Raw genomic sequence first — 19566 nt, forward strand, 5'->3', positions numbered from 1 at the left:
CAGGAGCGCTACGGCTGTATTTGCCTATGGTGTAGGTGCTTGCTACTTGGTTGCAGTATGGTGGTGCCCAGCATATAGGGCAGGGGGCACTGTAGTCACGTGCTTAATGGGAGCAACGTCGTGAATGGGTTTACGGATGATGGGGACGGCGGCAACCGGGGGGTGGGCAGGTGATGGTGGCTGCCGTAGCAGCAGCGCCAGCGCAGTTCCTGCAGCCAGTGCCAAAACCGCCAAAAGCAGCTTTTTCATGGGAAGGATGGGGCAAGGGCAACAATAGGTATAAGCTACCTCCGCCAACGTGAAGGATGCGTGAAACCGGCGTTATTTAAAGCGTAAGCTGAACGTTGTGCCCTTGCCCACTTCTGACTCTACGGTGAGGGTTGCCTTATGAAACTCAGCAATGGTTTTGGCAATGGGCAGGCCTAGGCCGTACCCTTCGGGGGCAGAAGCGCCCTTCTGGAACCGCCGGAAACGGTCAAATAAATGCGGTATGTTTTCGGGGGCAATGCCAGGCCCGGTATCCGTAACCGAAACCGTGTAGCCACCCCCTTGATGCGGGCGGCCCACTACCGTAATGCTGCCGCCCCAGTTGTTGTACTTAATGGCGTTGCTGATCAGGTTAAACAGGAGCGTAAACAGCAAGGTGCGGTTGGCCTTGAGCAGCACGTAATCGGGCTGCAGATCTTCCAGTAGGTGCAGCTCCCGCTGGGCCAGCCGGTCTTCCAGCTCGTTAGTTACCTCGGCCAGCACGGTAGCAACCGATACCGTGTCTTCGCGCAGGTACTGCTCATTCTCGATGTTGGCAATGAGCAAGAGGGTCTTAACGGTATTGCGCAGGCGGTAAAGGGTCTTCTGCGAGTCAACGATCTTGAGTGAGTGCGCGTGGCCCAGCTCAGGGTCCTGGAGCATGTTCTCAAACCGCGACTGCAGGATGCTCACCGGGGTCAGCAACTCATGCGATACGTTTGACATAAACTCGCGCTCCTTCTCAAACGCCGACTGAATCTTGCGCATCATCTCGTTCAGGCTCTCATCCAGGCGCCGGAAGTCGGCAGTGTCCGTCTCGAGCGGAGTGTAGGAGAAGGCGGAGGGGTGGTGCACGCCTTCCAGCTTGCGCAGAATCAGCTGGCGCAGGGGGCGTAGCAGGTAATGCGCAAAAGCCGCATCAGTACATACTGTAATCAGGGCCCCAATTACCAGTACCCACAGGGCCATGTGGCGCAGCGTGTCCGTGAGCAGCTCCACGGTGGCCAGTGAGGAGCCAATTTCCAGGCGGTACTCTTTCTGGTTGATATTGAAATTGTAGCTCAGAATCCGGAAATCCTCAATCTCATTGTCTACCTGCCGGGGCTCGTCGAAAATGCGGTGCATGCCTGGCGGCTCGGTGGTTGCGGGCAGCGGAGTGAGCGTAATGTACTCCTGCTTCAGAATGTTGTAGTCGGCGTAGGCCTCTCCCTTCACAAACGCCGAGATACCATTGCGCCGGATGAGCTGCATTACTTCCGCTTGCTTCTCCAGCAGGCGCTGATCGGTGTGGCCTACCGCCACGCGGCTTACCACCGGCGGAATTACTACGGCACCCAATAACACCAGCAGCAGCTTTGAGAGGGCATTAAACAGGGCAAGCTTAGCCTCTAAACGCATGCGCACATACACTAGTGAAATAAGGAACGGAGTTCAGGAATGCCACAATTAGCTGGGCTCGGCTACGCGGTAACCAATACCTCGCACGGTTTCCAGAAAGTCGGCGGGAGCAAACTGGCTGAGCTTTTTACGAATATTCTTGATGTGCACATCAATGTAATTGGAGTCGGAATCGTCTTCCAGCACGTTGCCCCATAGGTGCTCACCTAACTGCAGGCGCGTAAGCACGCGGTTTTTATGCAGCAGCAGATAGTGGAGCAAATCAAACTCCTTTTTGGTCAGCGACACATCTTGTCCATTGTAGCGTAACGTGCGGCCCGTGGCATCCAGCTGGAACCCATCACCGAACAGCATTTCCTGGCGTTTCAGGCCAAACTTGCGGCGCATAATGGCCTGCATGCGGCTTTGCAGCTCCAGCAGCGAGAAAGGTTTGGGCAGATAATCATCAGCGCCCAAATCTAGGCCCCTGATTCGGTCATCGAGGGCGCCGCGGGCCGTCAGGATGATGAAGGAGGCCTCCTGCTTGTCGTTCTGGCGGGCCTCGCGCAGCAGCTCCAGGCCGTCACCATCGGGCAGGCCCAGGTCAAGCAGCACAAAGTCGTAACTGTTCACAAAGATCTTCTCGGAAGCCTCCGCAAAGGTGAAGGCCGAGTCGACGAGGTACTGAGACTGCAGTAGAAACTGCTGCACTTCCTGGTGCAGGCTTTTTTCGTCTTCTACAATAAGAACGTGCATAGAGACCTAGAGAAGTAGTTGATGCTGCAACATACGTACCCCAGGCGTGAAGAGTGCATGAACGGAGCAGGTGGGCGGCGCTAATTTTACCGGTCCAAGGCCGCCGTGGCTACTTTTGGGCCGCTGCCCGGTATCCTGCTGGCCCTAACCGACGTATTTGCCTCCTGACGCATTCTATATTCCCGTGAGCCACGCCAACTCTCCGTCCTCGGCTGCGGCGCCGGCCCTGGTGAGCATCATCATCCCAACTTACAACGAGGCTCCCGGCATTGCCGGGCTGCTAGGCCACCTGCGGGCAGCTGCCGGCCCCGGCGAGGCAGTAGAAATACTGGTGGCCGACTGCAACAGCCCCGATGGCACCGCCCAGCTTGCCCGGCAGGCCGGTGCCCGAGTTGTAACCTGTGCCCGTAAGGGCCGGGCGGCTCAGCTAAACGCGGGTGCGGCGGCGGCTGAGGGCAGCATCCTGTACTTCTTGCACGCCGATACGTACCCGCCCCCTGACTTTCTAACCCATATTCGGGCGGCCGTGGCGGCCGGCGCTGGCAGTGGCTGCTTTCGGCTCCGCTTCAACGATACCCACTGGTTTCTGCGCGCCAACGCCTGGTGTACCCGCTTTGATATTGACCTGATTCGGTTCGGCGACCAAAGTCTGTTTGTGCAGCGCCCGGTGTTCGCGCAAGCCGGTGGCTTTCGGGAAGACCTGCTGGTTATGGAGGACCAGGAAATTATTGGCCGCCTGCGGAAGGCGGGGCCGTTTCGGGTGTTGCCACAGGCCGTAGAAACCTCCGCCCGCAAGTACCATGATAATGGCGTGTTCCGGCTGCAGGGCCTTTTTACCCTCATTGCCGTGTTGCATTGGCTGGGCGTATCGCAGGCCCGGTTAGTACGCCTCTACCGCCGGTTTATTCGGCAGGGCAAAATGTAGACTCTAGTGCTAAGGTGCTTACTTGCGAAGGAAGGCACTCAACTCTGAAACCGAGGCAATGCCTAACTGCTCAGCCTGCTGGCGGCGCATAAGCAGGGCGTAAGTGTTATTGAAGCCCAAAGGTGCCAGCCATTCCAGCCCGTAGCGCCGCCTGAATTCTTGCCGCACGTAGGCCAGTACTGCCCCCGGCCGGCCGCCTAGCGAGTCAATAGCCGCTTGCGCAGGCTGCAGCACCACCAGCAGCCCTGTGCCTGTGTACTCGGGGTAGAGGTCGATGGAGCCGGCGCGCAGGGCCTCAAAGCAAATACTGGTGCCTCCTAGGCCAGTTTTAGAATCCACATCGAGGCCGGTGTAGCCCCGAATAAGCGCTTCGTACATCTCAGCCAGAATGTACTGCTCGGCAAAGATCTTGGAACCCAGCCGGATAGTACCACCGGCCACCGGCAATGGGTCGTGCCACAGGCCCCGCTGGTGCAGAAAGGCGTGGGCTACGGCCCGGGGAGTTTCGTGCAGATAGTCAACGCGGTAGTTAAGCTCCGTCATCACAGAGTCAGAAATCTGCCCTTCCAGCTTGGCCAGCACCGGTGTTAGCTCCGGGTGCTGAGCCAAGGTTTCGGCCCGCACCACGGGCGCCGCCTGGTAAGGTGGGAAGGCTTGGCGGTCGTCACGCAGCACGCGCAGGTCGTAGGCCCTGATGCGCCCATCGGTGGAGTAGCCGTCAATGACGTCAACATCGCCCTGGTGGGCCGCCTCATACACCAACGCCGGGGCCAGCACTACTGAGGCCGTGCGGAGGCCATACTTCTGCTGCAGCCCCGGCAAGCCATCGGCCCGGCCCACAAACTCCGGGCTGAACCCGGCTAGCAGGCGGCTGGTGGCGCGCGGCAGCAGGTACAGCCCCGCCAAAATGGGCAGCACGAGTAGCAGAGCCTGGCCTACGCGCACCAACCGCCGCACCGGCTGGCGTTGCAACAGTGCTAGGGCACCATCAAAAGCCAATGCCAGCGCTGCGGCCGGAATTGCACCGGCCAAAATCATGGCAGGGTTATTCAGGGCAATACCCCCGAATATGAATTCGCCTAGGCCACCCGCCGCTATGTACGCGGCCAGGGTAGCTACGCCCACGTTGATTACGGCTGCCGTGCGAATACCCGCAAACAACACGGGTAAGGCCAGCGGCAACTCTACCCGGCGCAGCACCTGTTTATCGGTCAGGCCCAGGCCGCGGGCGGCATCCACCACAGCCGCATCCACGCCCTGAATGCCCGCTACGGTATTACGCACAATGGGCAGCAGCGCATACAGGAACAACGCAAAAATGGCGGGCCCTGGCCCAATCCCTAATGCCGGAATCAGGAAGCCTAACAAGGCAATGCTGGGTATGGTTTGCAGGATACTGGCGCCGCCTAGCACCCAGGGAGCCAGCTTAGGGCGGCGCGTAACTAGTAGGCCTAGGGGCACGCCAAGCAGTACGCCAAGCAGGAGGGAAGCGGCCGTTAGGCCGATGTGCTGGAGGGTTTGCTGGCCTAGCTTATCGGCTTGAGCGTGCCAGAAAGCCAGGAGTTCGGTGAGCGTATTCATACAGTATGCGCCTGTTGGAGAGCCTGGCCAAAAGCCGTCATAAGCCCGGGCATCGTAAGGGGCAGAAGGGTTGCTGCGGGGCTTGGTTTTTCTGACTCAACCCACGCCACTGTTTCTTCGGCAGGGTTAGGTTGATTGGCCGCCAAAGCGCTTAGTACTTCAATAGCTTGTTGAACTGAAGCACTAAGTGGAAGTGTGTTATCGGTTGATATGTAATTGTTTATTGCTGGTTTTTCGTGCCCAGAACCGATGTGTGCCAATACGTCAGCCAGCCGGAGTGTGCGTAGTTGTAAGGAGAGTTGCTCGGCCTCAAAGAAGGTGCGCACAAAATCATTGGCTGGCCGGAATAGCAGCTCACGTGGAGTGCCTAATTGCTGCACCTGACCGGCATTCAGGAGCATAATCCGGTCGGCTAATTCAAAGGCCTCGGTTACATCGTGAGTCACCAGTACCACGGTCTTGCGCCGCAGTTCTTCCAGCTCCCGAAACTCCCTTCTGATGCTGGCGCGGGTTATGGGGTCGAGGGCCCCGAAGGGCTCATCCAGTAGAATGATGGGAGGGTCGGCAGCCAGGGCCCGGGCCAGCCCAACCCGTTGCTGCTGCCCGCCGGAGAGTTGGTGCGGGTACTGTCCGGCAAACCGATCGGGGGGCAGGTGCAGCCGCTCCAACAACTCCTGGGTGCGGGTAGTAACCTGGTCGGGCGCGTGGCCTAGCAGCCGCGGCACTACTCCCACGTTTTCGGCCACGGTGTAGTGGGGCAGCAGGCCTACCTGCTGAATCACGTAGCCAATGCCGCGGCGTAGCTCGGCGGCCGGCTGGGTACGTACATCCTGCCCATGAATGGCTACGTGCCCGGAATCGGGCTCTACCAAACGGTTAAGCATACGCAGCAGTGTGGTTTTGCCGCAGCCGCTGGGCCCCAGCAGCACGAGCGTTTCACCAGCGGGGAGCTCAAATGAAACGTTCTGCACCACCGTGTGGGAGCCGTAGCGCTTGCTGAGCTGGTGGGCTTGAATGGCAGTGGGAGGGGAAGAGGTCACGCGCAGGGGCTGGTTTACGAACCATGAAAGGTAGAAGGGAATCTTGAGATAGTGATCTTAAAGCTTTGGCCACGCTGTTTTGCTGAGGCCAGTAGGCCAGGCTTGGGCCGCACCTGGCCTAGTGTGTATCTTGCCCACTTGCAACCCAACTTCTCCCACCTCCAGTATGAAAAAAGTTCTTCTTAGCCTGCTGCCCGTTCTTTGGCTGGGCATAGTTAAGCCCGCTGTTGCCCAGGTATATACCGCCTCCGACCCGCTGGCGCATACCTACTCTATTGTAGCCCGCGACCCGCAAACCGGCGACTTTGCCGTGGCCGTGCAAAGCCACTGGTTTTCAGTGGGCACATCCGTCAGTTGGGCTGAGGCCGGAGTAGGCGCCGTGGCTACGCAGTCTTTCACCAACAAATCATTTGGCCCGCGCGGCCTGGCCCTGCTGAAAAGTGGTAAGTCGGCCCAGGAGGCCCTTGATGAGCTGCTGCGCACGGATGAAGGCCGCGACGTTCGGCAGGTAGCCATAGTCGATAACCAAGGGCGTGTGGCTACTCATACCGGTGCTAAGTGCATTGATATGGCTGGGCACCGCCAAGGCAGTCAGTTTTCGGTGCAGGCTAATATGATGCTCAACAATACGGTGCCCGCCGCCATGCAGAAAGCGTATGAGCAAAATGCCAAGTTGCCCTTCGCTGAGCGGGTGGTATCGGCGCTACAGGCTGCCCAGGCCGCTGGCGGCGACATACGGGGGCGGCAGTCGGCGGCCCTGCTGGTGGTGCGCGCCAAAGCCACTGATGCCCCCTGGACCGACCGCCTCATTGACCTGCGCGTAGATGATGCCGCCGAGCCCCTGCGCGAGCTAAGCCGCCTGCTGAGCTTACACCGGGCCTATGAGCACATGAATGCCGGTGACCTGGCCGTGGAGAAAAACGACGTGCCGGGCGCCATCCGGGAGTATGAAGCCGCCGAAAAGCTTTTCCCACAAAACCTGGAAATGAAGTACTGGCACGCCATCAGCCTGGCCAATAAGCAACAGGTACCCGCTGCCCTCAAACTGCTGGCTCCTATTTTCAAGCAAGACCCTAACTGGCGCACGCTCACGCAACGCCTTCCCAAAGTAGGCCTGCTGACCGTTACTGATGCGGAGCTGAAACAGATACTGGCCCTTAAATAGACTTCCTGCGCGGCAGGGTGGCCTAGCTGCGCAGCTAAGCCACCCTACTGCGCACTAGTTCACCACTTTGACTTTTGTAGACTCTAAGAGTTAGGATGAAAAACCTCCTGAACCCATTGTGTTGGTTGCTGCCACTCGTAACCCTGCTAAGCAGCTGCGGCGGCTCGGCGCACTTGCGCTCCGTTGGTAGCCCCACTACCGTATATATAGCTCGGCACGCCGAGAAAGACCCAACGCCTGGCCTCGCCGACCCAGCCCTGACCGAGGTAGGGCAGCAACGGGCGCAGGCCTTGCGTGAAGAGCTCACAAAAGCACCCAAGCCAGTGTCTGTCATCTTCAGCACTAACACTCTCCGGACCCGCACTACGGCCATGCCGCTGGCCACCCAGTTGCAGGTTCCAGTTGAGGTGTATGATGCCCGCCAGCTGCCCGCTCTGGCTGCCCGCATCCGGCGCGACTACCCTGGTAAGGCCGTGTTGGTAGTAGGCCACTCCAACACCATTCTTGAAACGGTAGAGGCCCTTGGTGCGCCGCGGCCCGTGCCCACCGTTGCCGACAACGAGTACAATTACTTCCTGGAGGTGACCATGCCCCGGGACTCTACTAAGACTCCTACCGCCGTTGCGCGCCGCTACGGTGCCGGCAAATAAGGGGTGAGCCATTAGCACTGATGGCGTTATTTCGCTGAAGGAGGCTTAGGCCAATTCTTGGGGCAACGTTGGCCACTGCCTGCAACCTGCTCAACATTTTCGCTTCTATTCCGCACTTTTGTTCGCATACCTCTTCCTGTTCCATTTTATGCGCATTTCTTCCCTTTGCCGCAGTGTACTGCTGGCGGCCATGTTGCCGGCCGTGCCGCTGGTGGCTACGGCCCAGTCGGCCCGCATCAACACCATTGATTCACTCAACATCCGTAAAATCTACGATGAGGCCCTGGCCCACGGGCAAAGCTATGCTAACCTCAGGGAGCTTACGGGCACCATTGGGGGGCGCCTGAGTGGCTCGCCCGAGGCCGAAAAGGCAGTGCAGTGGGGGAAAGCCACTATGGAGAAAATGGGCCTCGACCGGGTGTACCTGCAGGAGGTAATGGTGCCTCACTGGGTGCGTGGCGCGAAGGAAAAAGCGCAGGCGCGCGGGGCCAAAGGCAAGGGCATAATGCTTAACGTGTGCGCCCTGGGTGGCTCTGTGGGTACCAATGGCAAGCTCAAGGCGCAGGTTATAGAAGTGCAAAGCATGCAGGAGCTGGCTGCGCTGCCAGCTGACCAGGTTAAGGGCAAATTTGTGTTTTTTAATCGGCCCATGAACCCGCTGTATATTGAAACGGGCCGGGCCTACGGAGAGGCCGGCGACCAGCGCCGGAGCGGAGCCGCCGAAGCGGCCAAGCGCGGAGCAGTAGGTGCGCTCGTACGCAGTCTGTCCCTGGCCCACGACGATTTCCCGCACACCGGTACTATGCGCTATGAGGATGGCGTAACTCAGGTGCCGGCCGCTGCCCTGAGCACCAACGGTGCCGATGAGCTTAGCCAACTGCTGAAAGCCGATAAAACGCTGACGGTAGAGCTGGAAATGAGCTGCCAGACCCTACCCGAGGTAAAAAGCTATAATGTGGTAGGAGAGATAAAGGGTACTAAGTACCCCGATGAAATAATTACCGTGGGCGGCCACCTCGACTCCTGGGACCTGGCCCAGGGCGCCCACGACGATGGCACTGGCTGCGTGCAGAGCATGGAGGTGCTACGCCTATTGAAAGCTAGTGGCCTACGCCCTGAACGAACGGTAAGAGCGGTGCTGTTTATGAATGAAGAGAACGGCACCCGCGGTGGTAATAAGTATGCGGAGCTGGCAAAGAGCGCCGGGGAGAAGCACTTGGCCGCTATGGAATCGGATGGGGGGGCTTTACGCCGCGTGGCTTCAACATTGAGGCCGATGCCGCTACTGTACGCAAAGTGCAGCAGTGGGAGCCCCTTTTCGTGCCGTACGGTAGCGGTGAGTTTACGCCCGGTCACGCCGGCACCGATATCGGCCCCCTGAAGAGCCAGGCCAAAGCCCTCATCGGCTATGAATGCGACTCTCAGCGGTACTTTGATATTCACCACACCGCCGCCGATACCTTTGATAAAGTAAACCGTCGGGAACTGGAGCTAGGGGGCGCCAGTATGGCTTCTCTGATTTATCTGATCAGCAAATACGGGCTCTAGGCCAGTAGATTACGGCTGCCCGCAGCCAGAAACACGAAGCGCTGCTACCACTTTCAATTCCTTGTCAGGGGTTGGAGGTGATAGTAGCGCTTCGTGTTTCTGGCGTATCTAACCAGCATATTACTGCGTAAGTAACCCAACTCTTAAGAGTGGTTGCAAGAGTATATGGATTTGTATTTGGTAGCTGTGCTTCCTCCTGAACCCGTGCTAGGCCAGGTGTGGGCCTTGAAACAAGAGGTGCATGAGCGCACTGGAAGCCGTAATGCTATCCGGCTGCCTCCGCATATTACCCTCATTCCGCCTACTCGCCAGGCTACCGGGTTTGAGGCTCAGGCCACGGCGGTCTTATCAGAATTTGCCAGGAACCACTCACCATGTAATGTCGGCCTCCATAATTTTTCCTGGTTTGGGACGCGTACCCTGTTTGTTAGGGTGGTTGAAACACAGCAACTCTTAGTGCTACACGCCGCTTTGCAAACGTGGTGCAGTGAGCAATTGCCCACCATTACGCCTGAAAAAAGGTCCTTTACGCCCCACATGACGCTTGCAACCCGTGATTTGCCGCCAGCCGCAGTGCCCGCGTTACAAGAAGAATTTAGCCGCCGTGAATATCAAGCTGCCTTTCTAATAAAAGAGCTTTATTTATTTAAGCATAACGGTCAAAATTGGGAAAATATAGAGCAATTCCCGTTAGACTATGTAGCTGGCTAGTATAAAGAAAGCCCGGTAAGCGAATAGCTTACCGGGCTTTCTTTATAAGTAATGCTTAATTATTTAAGCAGGGTTTTCGCTTTTTCTCGGACGGCCGGGGCGCTTGCCAGTGGCAGAAACGGCACGTGGCTTGCGCTCTTTACGCTCAGGCTTAAAACCGGGCTCCAACATCGTGTTAACTTCTGCAATAAGTTCGGCCACTTTCGTCATGTTCTTCCGAATCTGGCTGATTACATATTCGTTTTCTTCTGCACTAGCCAAAATTTGCTGGAGCTTATTGAGGTCGGGAGCGGCCATGTTAGTGTTTATTTAGAGTAAATGATTTTCAAAGGTGTAATAAAAACGCACGTTAGACAAATAATGTTTGGTTGAATTGGGAATACTTAGGAATGCCTGATTTTGGGAAAGCTCGCGGCCTAATTGGTGTGATGCATCAATAAGCTTATCCAAATTTTTAAATGCTCAACGTACGTTAGGTGCACACAATAATGCAGTGTAGTACTTGTAAATGTTTTAAGTAGTTGATAGTCAATGATAAAACTAGTAAACATATCCCCTTCTCTTATCCTGAAATGTTAACTTTACAACCGACACAGGGTAAGGGTGCTGCTACATTTTTATTCCGCCTAACTTCAGTAGGGATGAGAACAGCTTGGGTAAACTGTTTAGCTAATTAACATGAAGCTAACCGCCCATTAAAAGATAAGTGTATAAATAATTTATTCGCTTACCACATGGGAAACGAGTGCGTGAATAGCTCCTAGATCAGTGATATGCTAGCTATGAGATTGATTATGACTATCATCAATACAGGAAAATTAGGAGTGGTATCTTCACTTTGCTAAGCCCTTGTATTTAATATGGTAAAGCTGTTGGAAGTAAAAGCACTACGTTTTAAAGCTCATTAGATAAAGAACTAGTTTCTGTTAAGAAAAAAGTGGTGTTCTTGCTTGTAGAACGTATGTACATGAGTAGTGCAAGTGGAAAATCAATAGTCATACTCCTTAATGCCTTAAAACCTTACAAGGCCTTAGGAATGATGACATTTAGCCAATTACCGTTATTGATACTACTGCGATATTTTCACAGTGCGCTCTTCAGATAATCGTGAAAAATGCACATAAGAGAAGCTGAGTTTACGTGTTTAGCTGACGCCTTTTGAGTTAGCCTAGCCTAACAGTTATATAGGGTCTGGAACATGCATAATGACGGCAATTCTCTGTGCCAACAAGCATTTGCCGTACCTTGGGAGACAATTGTAGAGTGTACCCTTAGTCTTTTTCCCTTGCACCGGTCTTCGCTTACTTCTGCTGTGTGGCGGTTGCTGCTGAGTAGCACGCTGTTGGTAGCGGGGCGTACTGCAACCGCGCAATCCGCCGCCGTAACCAAGGCACCTGACCCAGGCCAGTATTGGGTCGTATTCACGGATAAAGCAGGCCAGCGGTTTTCGCCAGATCAGTACTTCAGCCCCCAGGCCCAGGCACGGCGACAACGGCAGCACCTGCCCGCCTTCGACAGCACTGATTTTCCTGTCCGTCCGGATTATGTGGCCCGCGTGCAGGAGCAAGTGGGAGCTCCACAGTTCGTGAGCCGTTGGTTTAATGCAGTAGCGTGCCGCGCTACTCCCGCTCAGGCGGCCAAACTGCGCCAGTTGCCTGGTGTGCGTACAGTTGAGGCGCTGCCAGAAGCCGCGCTGCTCCCCGCCGCCCGCACAACCGAGCTGGCTGGTGGCTCCATGAACCTCTCGGCTACTGACCGGCAACTGGCCCGTCGGCAGACGGAAAGCTTGGGAGGACGGGAGTTTCAGCGGGCTCGTCTCTCGGGGCAGGGCGTGCGAATTGCAATTTTTGATGTAGGCTTCAATGGGGCAGATCAGCACGTGAGTTTTGCCCATCTGCGGAAGCGGAAAGCCATTGTTGAGACCTACGACTTTCTCAAGCACACCCCCCATGTTTATCAGGGTGGTTCGCATGGTACCGAAGTACTGTCCTGCATTGCCGGCCGCCTGCCCGACAGTACGTACCTAGGCCTGGCCCCGCAAGCAGAGTTTCTGCTGGCCCGTACCGAGCAAATGTACCGGGAGCGGTACGCTGAGGAACTGGCCTGGCTGGCCGCAGCGGAATGGGCCGACCGTAATGGTGCCGATATCATCAACTCTTCCTTGGGTTACACCACCCGGCGGTACTTTCCGGAGCAAATGAACGGCCGCACCAGCTTGGTTGCCCGGGCCGCTGAGCTTGCAGTGCGTAAGGGTATTCTGGTGGTGAATGCGGCCGGTAATGATGGGGATGATGCGCAGTGGCGCACCGTAGGCACCCCCGCCGACGGCGACTCCGTATTGGCTGTGGGCGGCATTGACCCTGACACCTATCTGCATATTGATTTTAGCAGCTATGGGCCTACGGCCGATAAGCGCTTGAAGCCTAACGTGGCGGCCTTCGGAACGGTGATGGCAGCGGCTCCGGGCGGGTATGTACGTACTCAGGGCACCTCCTTCTCCAGTCCGCTCATGGCGGGCTTTGCCGCCTGTGTGTTGCAGCAGCAGCGCGACTTGCCCGTTATGACCTTATTTCAGAAAATTCAGAGTTCCGGCAGCCTCTTTCCATACTTCGATTACGCTCATGGCTACGGGATGCCCCAGGCGGCCTATTTCACCCAGAGCACACCGAATGCAATAGCTCCGTCCTTCGACTTTGTTCGTCAGGATTCTACCGTGGCTATTATTATCCGGCCTGAAGCTGCCTTCATCCCCGCCCGTACTCTACCTCTCTACGCAGACTCCATTGGGGCTGTAACGCCCAACGGCTCCGATGCGCCTCCCGTGGCCAAGCTAGGCCAGGAGGCTTCTCACCAGCCAGAACCCTCCTTGCCTAATCAGGAGCCGGTAGTGGGCCCCGTGCCGCCCGATTACTTGTACTGGCAAATATTGGACGCAAACGGGGTAGTGCGGCGTTACCAAGTGCTTGAGGTAACCCAGCGTGCCGTGCTACGGGTGCCGCTAGAGCGGCTGCGGCCAGGTGATGTGCTGCGCGTGCACTACCGTGGTTTCACTCAAGCGTATTCTGCCTCATGAGGTTTTCATCGGTTGCCCTCGCCTCCACCTTGTTGCTAGGGCTTTGTGGGGCTCACCGTAGCCTGGCGCAGCGGGTGCTGCTCAGGTCAACTACCAGCCGCGATACTGTGCGAGCAACCTACGGGCCTAACCGCGCATTTTTTCGCCACCTATACGTGGGGTATGCTCCCGTAGTAGGTGCGGCTAACGGCCCCGGGGCTGAGCTGCGACCATTTAAGTCGGGGGAGTATTTTTTGGGCCTGCGGCACAAGTATCGGTTATCTAACAGCCTGGCAACCGGGTTTGACGTTCGGTATACCCGGCTCACGTATGCATTAGCACAAACCACTGATAAGGTACTACCATCTTCGGCCCAGCACTATTCTGAGGCCCTGGCTTTGCATGAAGTGCTAGCTGAGCCGTACGTGCGCTTTAATGTTGGGCGCAGGGGCAACGTGGTAGGCCACTACCTAGACGTAACCGGTTGGGCAGGTTGGGTGGCAGGCACCGTGCACACGTACGAAGACCGCCAGGGGGTAACAGGTGCCGCGCGCGTCGTGGTGCATGAACGGGGCCTGTCTTACATGCGTCGGTGGCCCGCTGGAGTAGGGGCAAGAGTGGGCTCTAACCGCTACGCGGCTGTTGTTCGCTACCGTTTAACCGATACCTTTACTGAAACAGCACCGGCCAACTACCCTGAGCTGCCAAGGTGGACTATCGGAATTGAGCTTGGTCTGTTTTGATTCGGCTAAGCTGCTGTAGCAAATCCTTGTGTAAGTAAGTGATACTGTGCGAAAAAGCGCTGATTTACTAGAAATGTTAAACCAGGCAAGATCAAATAAGCGTAAAAAGCGGTGAAAGGCTCTTTTGTTCAGGTCAGGTTTTCATGGCCTGTGGTTCATTGGCAACGTTGCTGATGCTGTTGTAGCCGGTTTTACTGGCGTATAGCTAACTAGGTCACGTAGTTATTCACAACTCCTTTCATATAATACTGGCTAGCCCTCCCGGCTATCCGCCTATCTGTCGGGAGGATTCGTATTTTGGCGAATTGAACGATGGTTGATTTCCTTCACATGAAAAAGTATATACTCCCTGTAGCTTGCGCTTTTCTACTGGTGCAAACTACCTCCTGCATCAACACGGAGCGCGAAGTGGGGACTTCCAAAAATGCCCAAAAGGTATTTACACCCACACCTGAAGGTAGCCGCGCCCGCCTAACGGAGCGCAGCGTACTCCGGACGGTAAATGCATCGCACTACTTCTCTAACACCAAAACCAAAGACAACTTTGTATTGCAGCTGCGCGGCACCAAGATTGCCACGGCTCAGGCTAATTTTATCATTCTAAGCAGCAAAGGTGACACCTTACGCAAAGAGGTAATGCCCGCTTCTGCCCTGATCAATGAGCGTGACTTAACTGATCCGGCCGTAGCAACTACGCGCGATAAGGAAATTGCCATTCTGCAAGGCATGAATACTTTCTTCCGCGACGACCGTTTTGTGCAGCCCGCCATCCCAAAAACGTCGGTGCAACCACAAAACGTGGATGTCCTCTCCTGGAGCTCTGTGAAGGATGATAATAAGGCCGTTGGCTTTGACTATATAGGGTCTGGCGGGCGTGAGCGGCGCTTAGCATACTCCAAAAAGCTCAGCAAAGCCGTAGTTATTGCCGAGTAAAGGCCAAATTTCTTTAGCTGTCCTTGCATACAAAAGGCCCGACTAAGAATAGTCGGGCCTTTTGTATGCTACTAACGTTGGGTATGCGCAAAAAACGCGGTGCAACCTTCCTGAGAAGGCTACACTGCGTTGTACTCCAATCACCGTACCAAACGTAGCGGTGGGTGCATGAACAAAGCATGAAGCGCGCTAGTGGCCTACCTTCTGCTGTAAGTCAAGTAATGGTGTAATGCTTGCCTACTTCAGAATACTATGCCATGTTTGGTAGTGGCAGCCCTAAAATAGCCTGGCTTATGAAGCCGTGGGAGCCAGCCACCCTACGCGGCCATTTGTGCGTCGTACCAGGCGGTACCCTGCAAACTCACCCAGCACAGCCACCGTGGCCTTAGCGGGTACCGAGTCAAGGGTTTGGGCATTAGGTTGCGGCAGGGCAAACAAATCAGTGGCTACGGCCAATGACTCGCGCCGTAATGGCTCGGCCTTAAGCACCGTGCGCGCCGGTACAAAGCCAGTGCGGCCCGTGGGCAGCTGCACCCGTAGCCAGTCAGTGGTTACGCCTAACACCAGCAGGGGGGTGGGTTTGGCCGTGGTGCCAACTGTTTTGCTTTTGGCAGCCGGACTACGGTGCAGCGCCAGCTTGGCCTCCTTGGCGCGCACCCACTGGCCTAGGCGCTCCGGAGCGACACGCGGCGCAGGGGGCAGCGCATCAGCTCTTCGCACAAACGGGAAAGGGTCAACGGCACCGGAACCACTGCGGTACACCCCAAAATGCAGGTGCGGGTTGGTGGTGCGAGCATTGCCGGTGTTACCCACCAGGCCTAGCGTATCGCCAATGCGCACCTGCTGGCCTGGTTGCACCAGTTGTTTATCAAGGTGGGCGTAATACAGGTGTTGCCCGTGCTCATTATCTGCCAGCCAAACCACCAGGCCCCCAAGGTTGGTCTCGTTGACGCGTGTAATGAAGCCATTGGCGGCAGCAATGGCTGGGGTGCCTCGCTTGGCGAAAATATCAATTCCCTCGTGACGGCGGGCCCCACCATCACGGTCGGAACCCCAGAAGCTGCCTACGGCTGCATCATTCTTGCCCCGGACCGGGAAGCTCAGGCTAGGCTCTCGTTGCACGCGTAGTGTATACCGGCCGGCCCGCAGCAACTCCGGCTGCACGCGCAATACGTGCTGCTGGTCGTTGCTGGCGGTGTACCGGAACGATAGATCGGTGGTATCGGCTGAGGCCAGCAGCGTAGGTTTGGCCTGGGCAGGATGGAGTTCGAAGGCATCAAGAAACACACGGGCATCGGTGCCGGGGGCCAGCTTGAGGCTCACGTGAATGGTTTCGCCACTCCTGACTTTGTACCGGTAGCCCACGGCCGTGGCGCGGTCGGCGGGGAAGAAGCCGCTTTCCTGGAAAGGCAGTGTGATGGTCAGGGAGTCGTGCAAGGCCTGCTCGGCAGCACGCAACCAGTCTCTGCCCAGGGCAGTTTCATCCAGGCGTGCCTGCCGCAGCCGGCGGGCGTATTCCTCGTGAGGCGTTGATTTCTGGAATATACCCTGCAGCGTCTGACTCTGGCTACAGGCGGTAAGAAATAATACAAGAACTACGGCAGGCAGGGCACGAAGGCGGTGCAGCATGGAAGAGGATCAGGCGATGGTAGATAAGTAATAAGATAAACCCCCGCCGCCGCGTAGTAGTTCGGTCTGGATTGCTTCCATCATCTGTTGCTCAGCTGCTGTTGGCCTCCCTAGGCATATGGTATAGCTTGGCCGCAGAACAGTCGGCAGCCACCACTACCTTTACGCTCCCAAGCAAGCCCCACCTTCCATGCTCCACCTCACCGAATGCCCCCGCGATGCCATGCAGGGCTGGCCTACGTTCATACCCACCGCCGATAAAATTGCCTATCTCAATGCACTGCTGCGGGTAGGCTTTCAAACCCTCGACTTTGGCTCCTTTGTGTCGCCGAAGGCTATTCCGCAGCTTGCCGACACGGCCGAAGTGCTCGACGGGCTGGATCTAGGCCAGTCGGGCACGCATTTGCTGGCCATTGTGGCTAATCTGCGCGGAGCCGAAACCGCCGCCCAGCACCCCCAAATACGGTACATCGGCTTTCCATTGTCGGTGTCTGAAACCTTTCAGCAGCGAAACACCAACAAGAGCATCGCCCAGGCCTTCGATGATGTAGCGCGGATGCAGGAACTGTGCGCCCGCACTGGGCAGGAGCAGGTGGTATACCTGAGCATGGGCTTCGGCAACCCCTACGGCGACCCGTGGAGCCCCGGTGTACTGGGAGAGTTCACCCAGAAACTTGATGCGCTGGGCGTGTCTATTGTGGCGCTTTCTGATACCATTGGCGCCTCTACGCCTGCTACCATCAGTCCTGCCTTCCGGGAGCTGACGGCGGCCTTCCCGAACATCCGATTTGGTGCTCACCTGCACACTACCCCTGATAGCTGGCAGGAGAAAGTGCAGGCCGCTTATGAATCTGGCTGCCGCCACTTTGACGGTGCCCTGGGCGGCTATGGCGGCTGCCCTATGGCCGCTGACCAGCTGACCGGCAATATGCCCACCGAGCGCCTACTGGAGTTTGGCGTGACAGTGGAAGAGGAGCCCATTCTCAATTTAGAAGCTCTCACTGATGCCCTGGAGTGGAATCAGCGGATTTTTGCTGGGCATTACTAGCCTAATTAGTGGGAAGAGCACTTGTAATAAGTGGCAACTAGTGAGTACTACTTGGCATGAATAGCCTCGATTTAGCGTGAATTTTGACGCGAATGAAAATTCGCAACGACTCTTACGACTTGAGAGGTGGTTTTCCCAACGAGGCAATGTGCCTGAATAGGAACGGTCAGGCCTGGGAGGTGTATTACAGCGAGCGAGGTAAAAAAACGAACTTGCTGAGCTTTAACTCAGAGGATATCGCTTGCAAATACTTGCTTGGAACGCTGGTAGGAATGTTTTATTGATATTACCCTAGTTCGACCTGCCTCATTCGTGCCATCAATCTCTTTATCAAGCATCACCAGTACCCTTCAGTATGTCTGCCCCTCAAGTCGACCTGTTTATTCCCTGCTTCGTAGATCAGCTCTTTCCTGAAACCGCCATGAACATGGTGAAGGTTCTGGAAGCAGTGGGCTGCGAGGTACACTATAATGCCGCCCAAACCTGTTGCGGGCAGCCCGCTTACAACGCCGGCTACAAAGAGCAGAGCCGGGAAGTAGCCTGCAAGTTTCTCGACGATTTCCCTACCCAACACGAACGGTACATCGTGAGTCCCTCGGCTTCCTGCATCGGGATGGTGCGCAACACCTACGCTGAGTTGTTTGAGGGCACCCCTGATGCTGGCCGTTACCACGGCGTAGAGCGGCGGGCGTTTGAAATGACCGAGTTTCTGGTGGATGTAATGGGCGTGAAGTCCATTCCGCAGGCGCGCCTGCAAGGCAAGTACACCTACCACGACTCCTGCTCCGCCCTGCGCGAGTGCGGTATCCGGGAAGCGCCGCGGCTGCTCCTAGATGCCATACCTGGCCTAGAGCGCCTTGAGATGGCCGAAACTGAAACCTGTTGCGGCTTTGGGGGCACCTTCGCCGTGAAGTTCGAAGCCATATCCGTGGCCATGGCCGAACAGAAAGTAGAACATGCCCTGGCCACGGGCGCCGACTACCTCATCAGCACCGACACCAGCTGCCTCATGCACCTCGATGCCTACATTCGCCGCGAAAAAAAGCCCATCAAGACGCTACACGTAGCCGATGTGCTGGCCAGCGGCTGGTAGGCTACTCAGGCCCGGGCAAGGACACAGCAATTGTCGGTTGGTGTAGGCTCCCTTCTGTAGCGGTAAAAGCAGTAAGTAACAAAAAGCCCTTACTTCCGTGGTGGAGGTAAGGGCTTTTAGATTGACAAGTGTGAGTGCTCACATAAGAACAGCCTCTTTACAAGCGCTACGTCCTTGCCCGAACCTGAGTGGCCTAGATTAGTTTTTGAATCCGAGTTCTGAGGCCTTCCGAGGCATCCACGAGGGGGAGGCGCACGGAGCCGGAGCATACGCCAAGGCTTTCTAAAGCGGCCTTTACGCCCACCGGGTTGCTCTCCTCATACATCAGCGGGTTGAGCTCTACAAAGCCGAACAGCAACTGGCTGGCTGCTTTATAGTCGCCGGTCAGGGCGTGACGGGTCATGTCGGAGAAGCGGCGCGGAAAGGCGTTGGCCAGTACCGAGATGATGCCTACGGCGCCGAAGCTGATGAGGGAAGTGGTCATCATATCATCACCCGAAATCAAGAGGAAGTCCTCTGGCTTAGCGGCGGCAATGGCAATACACTGCTCTAAGTTGCCGCTGGCCTCCTTGATGCCAATGATGTTGGCGTGCTGGGCAAGTAGCAGGGTAGTAGCGGCGGTAAGGTTAGAACTGGTGCGACCGGGCACGTTATAAAGCAACACTGGCACCGGCGAAGCGTCGGCAATGCGCTCATAGTGGGCAATGATGCCGCGCTGGCTGGGCTTGTTGTAGTGGGGGCTGGCTGAGAGCAGCGCCGTGATACCCGATAGGTCAGTATTCTGAATGGTGCGAACTACGGCGGCCGTATCATTCCCGCCAATGCCATACACCAGTGGTACGCGGCCATTAACTTGCGCACGCACTACGCGCAAAATCTCGGCCTTTTCTTCCGTGGTGAGAGTCGGCGACTCGGCCGTGGTGCCGTTGATAACGAGGTATTCTACCCCACCTTCGAGGGTAAAATCAACTAGACGGCGCAGAGCGTCGTAGTCGACGGCGCAATCAGGAGTAGGAGTGAAGGGAGTAACGAGGGCTACGCCAGTGCCACGGAGTTTGTCCATGCGGGA

The 19566-nt window shown here is 56.6% G+C and carries 19 protein-coding genes; 11 read left to right on the forward strand and 8 right to left on the reverse strand.

Annotation, left to right across the window (positions count from 1 at the left end):
* Positions 1-42 precede the first annotated feature (42 nt).
* The 3 genes from HMJ29_RS16770 to HMJ29_RS16780 form a co-directional block, all read right to left on the reverse strand.
* A complete protein-coding gene (locus tag HMJ29_RS16770) occupies positions 43-249 on the reverse strand; it encodes a hypothetical protein (RefSeq protein ID WP_171592564.1) in 207 nt (68 codons plus the stop codon).
* 72 nt (positions 250-321) lie between these two features.
* The gene (locus HMJ29_RS16775) at positions 322-1644 is read right to left on the reverse strand and encodes a sensor histidine kinase (RefSeq protein ID WP_253805679.1); all 1323 of its coding nucleotides are present in this window, start codon (positions 1642-1644) and stop codon (positions 322-324) included.
* Between the two features lie 48 nt (positions 1645-1692).
* A complete protein-coding gene (locus HMJ29_RS16780; RefSeq protein WP_171592566.1) occupies positions 1693-2379 on the reverse strand; it encodes a response regulator transcription factor in 687 nt (228 codons plus the stop codon).
* A gap of 157 nt (positions 2380-2536) precedes the next feature.
* Here HMJ29_RS16780 and HMJ29_RS16785 point away from each other — a divergent pair, with 157 nt between their 5' ends.
* On the forward strand, positions 2537-3304 hold the full coding sequence (locus tag HMJ29_RS16785) for a TIGR04283 family arsenosugar biosynthesis glycosyltransferase (protein ID WP_253805653.1): 768 nt from the start codon (positions 2537-2539) through the stop codon (positions 3302-3304).
* An 18-nt stretch (positions 3305-3322) separates the two neighbouring features.
* On the opposite strand, the gene HMJ29_RS16790 is transcribed toward HMJ29_RS16785, so the two are convergent.
* Positions 3323-4885: a glycine betaine ABC transporter substrate-binding protein gene (locus HMJ29_RS16790; RefSeq protein ID WP_171592567.1), complete on the reverse strand. Its 1563-nt coding sequence runs from the start codon at positions 4883-4885 to the stop codon at positions 3323-3325.
* Positions 4882-5925, reverse strand: a complete 1044-nt coding sequence (locus HMJ29_RS16795) for an ABC transporter ATP-binding protein (protein ID WP_171592568.1) — start codon at positions 5923-5925, stop codon at positions 4882-4884. The genes HMJ29_RS16790 and HMJ29_RS16795 overlap by 4 nt, the downstream gene beginning before the upstream one ends.
* Before the next feature lie 166 nt (positions 5926-6091).
* Here HMJ29_RS16795 and HMJ29_RS16800 point away from each other — a divergent pair, with 166 nt between their 5' ends.
* From HMJ29_RS16800 to HMJ29_RS16815, 5 genes are all read left to right on the forward strand, one after another.
* On the forward strand, positions 6092-7090 hold the full coding sequence (locus HMJ29_RS16800; RefSeq protein ID WP_171592569.1) for a DUF1028 domain-containing protein: 999 nt from the start codon (positions 6092-6094) through the stop codon (positions 7088-7090).
* Between the two features lie 95 nt (positions 7091-7185).
* Positions 7186-7740, forward strand: coding sequence for a histidine phosphatase family protein (locus HMJ29_RS16805; protein ID WP_171592570.1), 555 nt, complete (start codon positions 7186-7188; stop codon positions 7738-7740).
* Between the two features lie 148 nt (positions 7741-7888).
* Positions 7889-9121, forward strand: coding sequence for a M20/M25/M40 family metallo-hydrolase (locus HMJ29_RS16810; RefSeq protein ID WP_366670659.1), 1233 nt, complete (start codon positions 7889-7891; stop codon positions 9119-9121).
* A complete protein-coding gene (locus HMJ29_RS20725; protein ID WP_366670661.1) occupies positions 9061-9288 on the forward strand; it encodes a hypothetical protein in 228 nt (75 codons plus the stop codon). Before HMJ29_RS16810 ends, HMJ29_RS20725 begins: the two co-directional genes overlap by 61 nt.
* 165 nt (positions 9289-9453) lie before the next feature.
* Entirely contained in the window at positions 9454-9999 is a 546-nt protein-coding gene (locus HMJ29_RS16815; protein WP_171592571.1) for a 2'-5' RNA ligase family protein, read from the forward strand.
* Positions 10000-10062: 63 nt separating this feature from the next.
* On the opposite strand, the gene HMJ29_RS16820 is transcribed toward HMJ29_RS16815, so the two are convergent.
* Positions 10063-10296: a hypothetical protein gene (locus HMJ29_RS16820; RefSeq protein ID WP_171592572.1), complete on the reverse strand. Its 234-nt coding sequence runs from the start codon at positions 10294-10296 to the stop codon at positions 10063-10065.
* A gap of 988 nt (positions 10297-11284) precedes the next feature.
* On the opposite strand from HMJ29_RS16820, the gene HMJ29_RS16825 reads away from it, so the two are divergent.
* The 3 genes from HMJ29_RS16825 to HMJ29_RS16835 all read left to right on the forward strand — a co-directional run bounded on the left by HMJ29_RS16825 (position 11285) and on the right by HMJ29_RS16835 (position 14727).
* Positions 11285-13072 carry a S8 family serine peptidase gene (locus HMJ29_RS16825; protein ID WP_171592573.1) on the forward strand — a complete coding sequence of 596 codons (1788 nt, stop codon included), beginning with the start codon at positions 11285-11287 and terminating at the stop codon, positions 13070-13072.
* Positions 13069-13794, forward strand: coding sequence for a hypothetical protein (locus HMJ29_RS16830; protein WP_171592574.1), 726 nt, complete (start codon positions 13069-13071; stop codon positions 13792-13794). Before HMJ29_RS16825 ends, HMJ29_RS16830 begins: the two co-directional genes overlap by 4 nt.
* Before the next feature lie 330 nt (positions 13795-14124).
* Complete coding sequence (locus HMJ29_RS16835) at positions 14125-14727, forward strand: hypothetical protein (protein ID WP_171592575.1); 603 nt, start codon at positions 14125-14127, stop codon at positions 14725-14727.
* Between the two features lie 291 nt (positions 14728-15018).
* Here HMJ29_RS16835 and HMJ29_RS16840 read toward each other — a convergent pair whose 3' ends face one another.
* Complete coding sequence (locus tag HMJ29_RS16840; RefSeq protein ID WP_171592576.1) at positions 15019-16356, reverse strand: M23 family metallopeptidase; 1338 nt, start codon at positions 16354-16356, stop codon at positions 15019-15021.
* 190 nt (positions 16357-16546) lie between these two features.
* Between HMJ29_RS16840 and HMJ29_RS16845 the strand changes: the two genes are divergently transcribed.
* Together HMJ29_RS16845 and HMJ29_RS16850 are read left to right on the forward strand one after the other, a co-directional pair.
* A complete protein-coding gene (locus tag HMJ29_RS16845) occupies positions 16547-17404 on the forward strand; it encodes a hydroxymethylglutaryl-CoA lyase (RefSeq protein WP_171592577.1) in 858 nt (285 codons plus the stop codon).
* Between the two features lie 355 nt (positions 17405-17759).
* Complete coding sequence (locus HMJ29_RS16850) at positions 17760-18497, forward strand: (Fe-S)-binding protein (protein ID WP_171592578.1); 738 nt, start codon at positions 17760-17762, stop codon at positions 18495-18497.
* A 193-nt stretch (positions 18498-18690) separates the two neighbouring features.
* Here HMJ29_RS16850 and dapA read toward each other — a convergent pair whose 3' ends face one another.
* Positions 18691-19560: a 4-hydroxy-tetrahydrodipicolinate synthase gene (gene dapA, locus HMJ29_RS16855; RefSeq protein WP_171592579.1), complete on the reverse strand. Its 870-nt coding sequence runs from the start codon at positions 19558-19560 to the stop codon at positions 18691-18693.
* Between the last annotated feature and the right edge of the window lie 6 nt (positions 19561-19566).

The organism is Hymenobacter taeanensis (assembly GCF_013137895.1).
In the GTDB taxonomy this organism is placed as follows: domain Bacteria; phylum Bacteroidota; class Bacteroidia; order Cytophagales; family Hymenobacteraceae; genus Hymenobacter; species Hymenobacter taeanensis.